The sequence below is a fragment of the Undibacterium umbellatum genome (assembly GCF_014284125.1).
Classification (GTDB): domain Bacteria; phylum Pseudomonadota; class Gammaproteobacteria; order Burkholderiales; family Burkholderiaceae_D; genus Undibacterium; species Undibacterium umbellatum.
Map to the genome: position 1 here is coordinate 91,062 of NZ_JACOFX010000014.1, position 9,813 is coordinate 100,874.

A 9,813-nucleotide genomic window follows, 5' to 3' on the forward strand; every position below is an offset into this window, starting at 1 on the left:
CTCAAGGTTTCAGGTACTGCGGGTGGCAGTCGCGGGTGAAATCGAAGCAGCACGGGCTGCTGGCCCCACCACCGCGATAATACCAAGTATCCAGAAAATTACACTGCCTCCCAGCAAATAAGGGGTCGGCAATTTCGTCAATTCCAGTTTGCTGACCAATAATTGATTCAGAGCGATTGCCAGTGCCAGGCCGCAGCCTATGCCAAAGCTGGTGATCATCAGGTTTTCCGTGACGAAATAACGCAAGATATCGATACGGCGCGCACCCAGGGCGCGGCGTACCCCTATATGTTTGCGGCGCTGGGTCACCCATAAGCTGGAGATGCCGACGATGCCACTGGCGGTGACCAGCAAGAGCAAGACGCAGACGGCGATCAGCATCCATGCCAAGCCATTGTCGGCGCGATAGCGTTTGCGGCGGTCATCTTCCATGCTGCGGATTTTGACGATGATGGGTGCTGCTGAGGCTGCGCGCAAAGCGACATCCACGTCTTTCATGACCTTGTCCCTTTGCCCGGCCTCAGTGCGTACTGAAAAGATCGCGTAGGGATTGTTGGACATGCGTATCGGCAAAATGACAGATTCTTCACCTTTGCTTCCTTTATTCGCTCCATGAGTTTGCAGACGTTCAACCACGCCAATAACGCGCGTTGCTTCAGCGTCATCACCAAGACCAAAATAAATGGTTTTTCCTATGGCGCTGGCATCACCAGGAAAGAGTTTTTGCGACAGTGCCTTGGTGATGATGACGACATCGACAAATTCCTTACTGGAACTTTGGTCAATTTCTAAATATTCACCCGGGTTAAAATCGCGACCTTCGACCAGCTTCAAGCCCCAGTGTTTGATCGCAGAGTCACCCGTCATGTAATAGGAAACATGGGCACTGGCACTGGTTTGCTTTCTTTGCAGAGCAATACTGGTGGTACTGCCTGATCGCGACAAGGGCGACTGGCTGGAGCGGATAACAGAAGCCACGCCAGGTACTGCACGCATGGTTGCCTCATCCTGTTTTTGCATGGCGATTTGTGTGGCATGATCATCCAGTTTGCGGTTGTCGATGCCAACAGAAAACACCTCATTTTCTGCAGCGACACCACTAGGGCGGGCCACCACGGCCAGACGCTGATTGACGATGTACACAGCATTGACCAGGATGGCCAGACTGATGGCAACCTGAATGGCTACCAGGATGGCACCTGTCTTGCTGCGCAATAATGCAGACAAAATTGGCCGGATTTCCAAGCTTATTTTCATGTTGTTCTCATTGTGATTTAAGTTGTATGGCAGGCGTTACCTGGCAGGCACGCCAGGTCGGGAACAAGCCTGCAAGAATGGCAGCGCAAATCGACATGACAAAGGTCAGTGCCAGCATTTCCCAATCCATGTGGGCAACCACGGTCAATTCCTTCGACTGCATTGCAATCAGCGCCAGTGCACCAAATGCCATTAGCAGGCCAAGCACGCCACCCACCAGGCCGATGACACTACTTTCAATCAGAAACTGGGTAAAAATCTCGCGGCGTGAAGCACCCAGGGCGCGACGGACGCCCACTTCTGAAGCCCGCACGGAAAATTTGGCCAACAGCAAACCGACAGTATTCACCAGGCAAAGCAGCAAGAAACCGAATGCCAGCCAGGCCGACAGGCGGTTGTCGTTACCCACAACCTTGGCTTCTTCCAGCCATTCCATGACATTGAATAACTGATTTTTTGCCTGACGCTGGAAGCGGCCGAGTTTGTACTGTTCTTTGGCATAATTATCGAGATAAGCTTGTAAATCCTGTCTTTGCGATGGCGACTTCAGTTCAATCCAGAAACTCAGCCAGGTGCATTCAGATTCCAGGCGTCCTTGCCAGCCCGGTTTAGTGGCGCCACCTGAACAGCTCATGCCGCCATCGTGGGTAATCTCATGGCGTATGGCGGTACTGAAGGGGATAAAAAACTGGTCGTAGACACCGAAGGCGTCAGACGCGCGATAAAAGCGCGGGCTGGGTTCCCAGGTGTCAAGCACGCCAACGATCTTGAACTGATGGCCTATCATGACCAGGGATTGACCAACCGGGTTGCTGTTGCCAAATAGCTTTTCTGACAAACTGCGGCCAAGTACGACCACATCTTCTGCCTTGGTATCACTGTCTGCATTCCAGGCCTGGCCGTACAAAAACGGTGTGTCAAGCATGGCAAAGAAGTCGCTGCTGGCTGCTGATCCTGCTGACGACATGGCCCCCAGGTCCTTGCGGGCTGGTTCTATCGCCATTTCCACACCATACAAGGCAGCTCGTCTCTCACCTTGTTTGCTGGCCAATAAATTCATGGCATCGGTATAACTCAATTGCGTATCACCAGGCTTGGCACCGGGCACATATCCTTTGGTAGTGCCATTGTCGAGCACAGGCGTGAACAAGCGATTGCTCTTGTGGGGAATGGGGTCCCCCGACATCACATGCAGGATGGTCAGGGTAGAGACGCTGGCCGCAACGCCGACTGCCAGGGTCAGTATCATCAAGGCAGTCAGTGCGGGGTTACGGCGCAGGCTGCGCAAGCCCAATAAGAAATAATACTTCAACATGCTCTTGCTCCTCAGGCCACAGCCGAACGATCAACTTCATTGGCAGAGTCGGTTTCTACATGCCCGTCTGCTTTGGCGTCATACAGCGAAGGCATTTTGCGCACCAGATCGCTGACCTGGCCGTCAATGATGTGCACATTGCGCTGCGCTCTTACGGCCAGCTCAGGGTCATGCGTTACCATCAGAATGGTGGTTCCCTTGGCGTTGATATCTTCCAGCAATTCCATGACACTGCGCGCCATCTGGGTATCAAGGTTGCCAGTCGGTTCATCGGCCAGCAAGAGTTTGGGGGAGCCAGCCAGTGCGCGGGCAATGGCTACTCGCTGTTGCTGACCACCCGACAATTCAGCCGGGTAATGCTTCATGCGCGAAGCCAGTCCTACCTGCACCAGCGCCGCTTCTATGCGGTCCTTGCGCTCGGTCGCATTCAGGCCGCGGTAGCGAAGAGGTACATCGACATTGTCGAACAGGTTGAGGTCAGGAATCAGGTTAAAACCCTGGAAGATGAAACCCAGTTTTTCATTACGCAAACGGGTACGGGCATTGTCATTCATGCCTTTGACATTGATGCCATCAAGCAGGTAATCACCATCATTGAAATCTTCCAGTAAACCGGCGATGTTCAAGAAAGTCGTCTTGCCGGAGCCAGAAGGCCCGGTAACAGTGACAAATTCACCTTCCTTGACATGAATATCAAAGCCGCGCAGAGCATGGGTTTCTATCAAATGGGTGCGATATACTTTGCTCAAATTTTTCATACGTAACATGGGATATTCCTTCTTGAATGAATGATGGATGTTAGTTATTGATAGAAACGCTATTGGCGTTTTCAAATGCATCGGTACCGGATATCACGACTTTGTCGCCGTCTTTCAAACCACTGAGAATTTCTACTGCTGAGATACTGGTTGCTCCAATCTTGATAGGGCGGCGCTGGGCGACGCCATTTTCCACGACATAGGCAAAACGCCCGCCTTCTGCTTCAACAAAGGGGCCGCGTGGCAAGATCATGACATTGGCTTTTTCTTCCATTAGCAAGCGGGCCGAGACGCGCTGGCTTTGGCGCAGACCTTCAGGTTGCTGGCCGCTGAAACGGACACGGGCGAGTATCTGGTTTTTCACCACTTCAGGTGAGATGGCAGTCAAAGTACCCATGATCTTGTTATTGTTAATCATGATCTCGGCCTTCATGCCCAGACCCAGGTCTGTCATATACGATTCAGGAATTTCGACTTCGACCTCCAGCTGCGAGAGGTCAACCAGGGTCATCAGGGCGGTATTGGCAGCCACCACGCTACGATTCGAAATCGCCAGACTGCCGATGATGCCGTCAACTGGTGCGCGCAATTTCAATTCCTCTACACGGCGCCTGGCATAGTCCATGGTCAGACGCTGGCGCTGCAACTGGCTTACCTTGGTTTTTAACTCCAGGCTGACATCTTCGCTTTCCAGGTCGGCGGCCTGGGCAGCATGCTTGGCACGCAGTTCGGTTGAATGCATGGCGTCCTGTGCTTTCAGGAAATCATTCTTGGCAACTACACCGATCACACCAGCCGCTTCTATACGCTGGAAGGCGCGTTGAGCGGCGACACGCTCTATTTCGGCCTGGTCGGCATCACGTCTGGCGATCAGCTTTTGCTTTTTGGCGAGTATTTGCTGGCGCGCGACTTCAGCTTCCAGTTGTTCGGTATTGGATTGTTCACGTTTCAACTGGTCATTCAAATCAGGAGATTCTATCTCGGCGACGATATCGCCTTTCTTCACCGCCTCTCCCGCATTGACTTTCAGGGTCACCGTGCCACCAGCGCTGGAATACAAAGTCGGGCTGACCGCAGCGACTATCTTGCCATTCACCGAGGCATCCCTGACAAGATTGCCATGGCTGACAGCAGCAATGCGCAAGCGTGAAGCATTCACAGACTGGCTGCTGCCGCGCCAGGCCGACATCAGTAATACCAGGGCTGTGATACCCACCAGCGTGACAGCACCCGCAATGATCACACGCTTGCTTTTTTGTCCCTTATTGGTGGACATAAGCATGTCCTGGCCTGAAGTGTCTCTTATCATGATGTTTCCGTTAAACAGTTTGCATACTGTTTAGCAGAAACCGTGCCAGTTTCAAGTGATTGATTTATATGGGTATTTTATATTTCTCCATTGTCCGGCGTGTCCGTACGCTTGTCCGTACAGGAGACGCGTACAAAAAAATCCCGCCTTGAGAGAGGCGGGATTTCGCTTGGGAGCATGCGGCGCTTACTGCAATGCTTGCTGATGCCGCATAACCTGATGTCTGTGCCAGTAATGGCCGGAGACATTCTTGAATTCTTCGCGTACTTTCTTGATACCTGGCAATTTCACCTTGGTACTTTTGGCACCAAGCATGCCCTTTTCTGGATGCTTGATGGTGAGTACATCCGACATCATGCCGTCTTCATATTCATAGGTCGCTACTCTGTCCCAGGGTACAGGTTCAGATTCATCTGGCAGGATCCAGCCAGCATAGGTGACCTGTATGGCCTTGCCCTCTTTCAGGGAAAATTCTACCGGCGGGAAGTAGCGCAACACCAGGGCTTGCTCTTCTTCATTTGCAGGTTCATAGCGATAAGCAAGGCTATGCTCATGAGACTGGGAAAAATCTTCTTCATAGCTGGCCCACAGGCGCGATTCAATTTCGTCGGCAGTTTGTATATCTGCCGCCCAGGTTTGTGCTGGCACGCTGGTGACGACCATACCATAGCCTGCCTCAGTAATGATGTGACCGACATTTTCCATGCGCTCTATCATCCTGGGGTGGCTGTCGTAAGGGTGCGGCACACGGGCATCTTTCATGATGGCCAGGAAATCGGATGAGCGGGCATAAGGATGCAGGCCAGATGCCACAAATTGCGCTATGCCCAGACTGGAGCCCTGTCTTTCATTGCGTGAAAATAATTGGCTCTCGATTTCTGAGCGATAGTTGGCGTATGCTGCAATCTTGATGAGGGAATGGGTGACGGCAGCAGGTGCAATCACTTTGGCGGCGATGCGGTCAGCCAGAAATTCACGGTTGCGGCTATTGCGTGCCGAAGCAATTTCAAAAATCATCCGGTACAGGCACATCAGATAAAACACAGTCGGCACGTGGGCGCTGCGCATTTCAAAACAATATTGATCATATTGCGCCAGCTTGGGACCAAGTGCAGCACTGTGAGCGGTATCGCCTCCACGGAAATGAGCCAGCTCATGCGCCAGCACCGCATCTGCTTCAGACTGGCTGAGCAGGCGCAGCAAGGGTATGCTGATGAACAGGCTGCGACCACGCAAGCTTCTGCCGCTGACATTTAAGGGTGATTCGGTCACAAAGAAATTGGCATCAATACCCGCGACGATATTATCCGGCGCGGCCGTCTTCAGACGGGTAGCCAGATCGCGTATGCGCCGCCATAAGCCGGGTGCGGCCTGTTCGGAAATTAATTCCCCCTGGATCTGATGATCTGTTTTGGCACGCTTGAAGATACTGACAATCACGTAAAAGACTGCTATCGCGACAAGGATCACGGCGACCGCTATCAGTTTGATGGAATAACGGTGCATGAAAAATGCGGTGACCCAGAATGAGAGCCACATCAGCATGGCTCCCTGGGCAATGGTTCCAGCGGTGCAGCTTAAAGTCAGCACGCGCCAGCCAGTCACAAAACTCAGGTATTGGGCTTTTTCATTCAGGAATGCAAGGGCATTCAGTACCAGCACGCTGAACAACAAAACCACGCCGCCGATGATGGTCCAGGCAGCAACTTTTTTGGCCATGGTGAATTGCCAGTTATCGGAATAAGGTGCGCACACCCTGTTCCGGTGATTGCTCGCTTCTATACTGGTGTTGTCGCAGATTCTGGATGGAGGATAGAGACGGAAAAATTCTTGTTGCTGAAATTTCTCATCGACTGTCAATTTGCTGTCACTGGAAATTTCCTGCGTTACATAGGCAAGAAATTTTTCATCCTGTTTGTTTTCCACATGCTGGGCAAACCAGTAAGTAAATACAGGAATAAGAAATAGAGAAAGCAGGGAATACAGCAGTATTTTTGCTAAATCTTTTTTAAGGGTAAGTCCGGCAGACATAAGCGTGATCTATCCTAGTCGTAATCAAGCGGAGGAAGCAATGCTGATGTACTGGCCGGGATGACAAAGATGGCAGTGGACTCAGCAGACTGGATTCAGGCAGATCTGGCACTGTGCACAGATCCACCATTTATTGAACAAAAGTATATGGTCATACTTTTGCTAAAACAATCAAACTAAAGTCTGCTTACAATTAATACATTTTGTTTTTTCTGTACAGATACATTTGCACACATTTCATCGATAAGGCATCTGCTACTTATCTACAGCCCGCCCACAGCTTACCCACAGGAAGACACCGGTTTATCTACAGCTTGTCCACCGACTTATCAACAGGAGATGACTTATGCGGCAGCGCGGCGGTTGTAGAAATATCCGGCGATCAGTGTGCACAGGCCCAGCATGACCTGCCAGCTGATGGACTGGCTGTTTGCAACTCCATTGAAACCAAATATATCAATCACCGGAACCTTCACCGCATTCACTGCTACATACAGGCCAAACAGAAATAGCGATAAAAACGTGCGCGGCGTCCTGGATAAGCGGCCCAGCAAAGAGGCCACAGCACTCATGCTGAAGATGCCAGTCAGCAAGGCCAAGCTGCGTACTGGTTCATGTATGGACCAGCGGAGTGCGATCACACCAGTCAACAACAAGCCCAAGATGGCAGTCGCTGCAAACTGGCGCAGATAGCGCTGCCTGATACCGCCGTTCAGCGCCCCTGTCATTTCCCCTAAGGCGGCATGATGATCACGGCTGGCAATGTCACTCACCAGGATGCCCCACATGGCGACGCTGATCGTCAGCAAACCAGGCAAGCTGCCTGATTCGCAGAACATGGCGAAAAAGGGCAGCACTAATAGTGCCAGGCCAGCAAGGGGATTGCTGGCCACAGTCAGGGCAAGATCGGCACATATCTGTCCTGCCAAGCCAGGCAATGCTTGTGCCAGCCGGAACAAGGCTTGTGCAAGACCTGCGAAGGGGCGCAGCCATTGATTCAACACAATCAATGGCGAGCGGCGTTGGCGTGTCTGGCTCACTTGAACACGATCAGGAGAGAACCGATGGAACAAGGCAATCGCTGGCAGCAGTGGCAGCAATGCCAGGAGTGCACTCGCGCCGCGTATCAGCAGCAATTTGTCCGACCACATGACATTGGGCAAAAGTATCGGCGGGATGGCGGCATTGAATGTGGCTGTCCCAATCGAAAAGTGGTTGGTCCCCATATGTATCTTCAAATTTGCCATCGACGTGGCCGCTCCTATGAAATCGATGTACACAAAGGGATTGATCTGGCCCACTATTCCACTCTCTACCTTGTTCATCATGGCAATTTGCGCCATCCAGATAAAAAAGAAGATGAGGTCACCGAGCTTGCCCATCAAGGGCGCAAAGCTGTCAAACAGAATTGCACAACTGACGGCAAAAAACACCATGGGCAACAGGATTGCAGCATATGTCTGGATGTACACAAATAGTTCTATACTGCCTTCGCCACGCAGCAAATGACAGACCAGCATCGCTCCCAGGAGTGCTGCCAGCAAAGCCAGCAAATACACCACGCCACCCAGCCAGCGACCCAGCAAAAAAATGCCATTGCCTACCTGCGTGGCGGCGATGACTCCACCGCAGCCACTGCGCATATCTTCGGCAATGCGGCCACGCACCAGGTAAAAGCCTGCCAGGCCAAACAGCAGGCTGGCCAGCGCCGAGCTGCCATAGGCCAGAGTAGAGCTGGTGTATAGAACTCTGGCATCGTCAATCGCCATCAGAGTCACGCCTGTTTGCGGGTCAGGGATCATTACCCAGGCAAGGGCGATAACAGCCAGCACAGCCACTACGCTGCTTAAGCGGCGCAGGCGCAGGCGTGCTTCATTCAATACCAGAGTGCTTAGCAGTGCAGTATTCAGTGCAGTATTCATGCAGCCAGCTCCTGTGTGTTTTGTATGGCATAGCGTTGTGCCATCAAGGCTTCTTCCAGGCTGGGAGTGGCATGCTGCGCACCGGCGCAAGGCTGATGTGGATGGGCAATCCGCAAGTTCATTTTCATGCCCTGTTTTTGCGTTTGCAAGACATGCACCTTGTGACGCAAAGCATCATATTCATGGCTGGCAACTTCGGCAGTCCAGATCTGCCCATGTGCTTGTGCCAGGATGTCATCTGGCGTGGCACAGGCGATCAGTTTGCCCTGGCGCATGATGGCCAATTGGCTGGCGATGCTTTCAACGTCTGAGACGATATGGGTGGACATGATCACCAGTTTGTTGAAACCGAGTTCGCCCAGTAGATGACGGAAGCGCAGACGTTCTTCCGGGTCCAGGCCAGCAGTTGGTTCATCGACGATGAGGATGTCGGGATCATTCAGCAAGGCTTGAGCGATGCCCAGGCGTCGCCGCATGCCGCCAGAAAAGGTCGATGCCTGGCGCTTGGCTTGTTCATGCAAGTTCACCAATTCCAGCAAATGCCTGATCCTGGCAGGGTCACGTACACCTTTGAGTGCTGCAAAATACTGCATGAATTCCAGCGCCGTCAGATTGGGGTAAATGCCAAAATCCTGCGGTAAAAACCCCAGCCGCTGACGGATGGCTTGCGGCTTTTTAACAATATCCTGCCCTTGAAAAAGTATGTTGCCACTGCTGGGCCGTGTCAGCGTCGCCACCATTTGCATCAGGGTGGTTTTACCTGCACCGTTATGCCCGATCAGGCCGACTACTCCATGGCTGAGATTGAGTGACACGTCATTCACCGCCGTCAGTTTTTTGCCAAAGCTCTTTGTGATATTCCGGATTTCCAGCATCTTGTCCCCCGCATGATTGATCTGTTTGAATACGGGGGACTGTAAAGAATTGTGCCTGGTTTTGCCCTGGCCTTCAGACAGAGTGCAGAAATCACGGTATGAAACGGGGTTTGGGCGCGGAGATTATATTTTTTATAAAACGTTTAATGCGGTAATTGAAGCTTATACTGGCTTATCACCAAGACCTTGGTGTTCCCGGGAGTAAATCATGAGTAAAGTGCAACAAAGCAATAAAGAAACCAAGAAGCAGGCGGCCAGTACGCCTAAAGAAAAGAAAGCCGCCAAGCAAGCCAAGAAAGAGGCTGGGACGGCAATTCCATGGACACAGCGCACTGGTGCATAGAGT

At 52.0% G+C, this 9,813-nt stretch carries 8 protein-coding genes; 1 reads left to right on the plus strand and 7 read right to left on the minus strand.

The window, feature by feature from the left end:
• Nucleotides 1-9: 9 nt before the first annotated feature.
• From H8L47_RS21485 to H8L47_RS21515, 7 genes are all read right to left on the minus strand, one after another.
• Nucleotides 10-1,257, minus strand: coding sequence for an ABC transporter permease (locus H8L47_RS21485; protein ID WP_230413855.1), 1,248 nt, complete (start codon nt 1,255-1,257; stop codon nt 10-12).
• A 7-nt stretch (nt 1,258-1,264) separates the two neighbouring features.
• Nucleotides 1,265-2,572, minus strand: coding sequence for an ABC transporter permease (locus H8L47_RS21490; protein WP_186955647.1), 1,308 nt, complete (start codon nt 2,570-2,572; stop codon nt 1,265-1,267).
• A gap of 11 nt (nt 2,573-2,583) precedes the next feature.
• A complete protein-coding gene (locus H8L47_RS21495; RefSeq protein ID WP_186955648.1) occupies nt 2,584-3,339 on the minus strand; it encodes an ABC transporter ATP-binding protein in 756 nt (251 codons plus the stop codon).
• A 31-nt stretch (nt 3,340-3,370) separates the two neighbouring features.
• Nucleotides 3,371-4,606: an efflux RND transporter periplasmic adaptor subunit gene (locus tag H8L47_RS21500; RefSeq protein WP_230413856.1), complete on the minus strand. Its 1,236-nt coding sequence runs from the start codon at nt 4,604-4,606 to the stop codon at nt 3,371-3,373.
• A gap of 219 nt (nt 4,607-4,825) precedes the next feature.
• Nucleotides 4,826-6,670 carry a M48 family metallopeptidase gene (locus H8L47_RS21505; protein WP_186955650.1) on the minus strand — a complete coding sequence of 615 codons (1,845 nt, stop codon included), beginning with the start codon at nt 6,668-6,670 and terminating at the stop codon, nt 4,826-4,828.
• Nucleotides 6,671-7,014: 344 nt separating this feature from the next.
• Nucleotides 7,015-8,592 (minus strand): hypothetical protein, encoded by a 1,578-nt coding sequence (locus H8L47_RS21510; protein WP_186955651.1) that lies wholly within the window; start codon nt 8,590-8,592, stop codon nt 7,015-7,017.
• Nucleotides 8,589-9,467: an ABC transporter ATP-binding protein gene (locus H8L47_RS21515; RefSeq protein ID WP_186955652.1), complete on the minus strand. Its 879-nt coding sequence runs from the start codon at nt 9,465-9,467 to the stop codon at nt 8,589-8,591. Before H8L47_RS21515 ends, H8L47_RS21510 begins: the two co-directional genes overlap by 4 nt.
• Before the next feature lie 208 nt (nt 9,468-9,675).
• Here H8L47_RS21515 and H8L47_RS30115 point away from each other — a divergent pair, with 208 nt between their 5' ends.
• Nucleotides 9,676-9,810 (plus strand): hypothetical protein, encoded by a 135-nt coding sequence (locus tag H8L47_RS30115; RefSeq protein ID WP_255431525.1) that lies wholly within the window; start codon nt 9,676-9,678, stop codon nt 9,808-9,810.
• Nucleotides 9,811-9,813 lie beyond the last annotated feature (3 nt).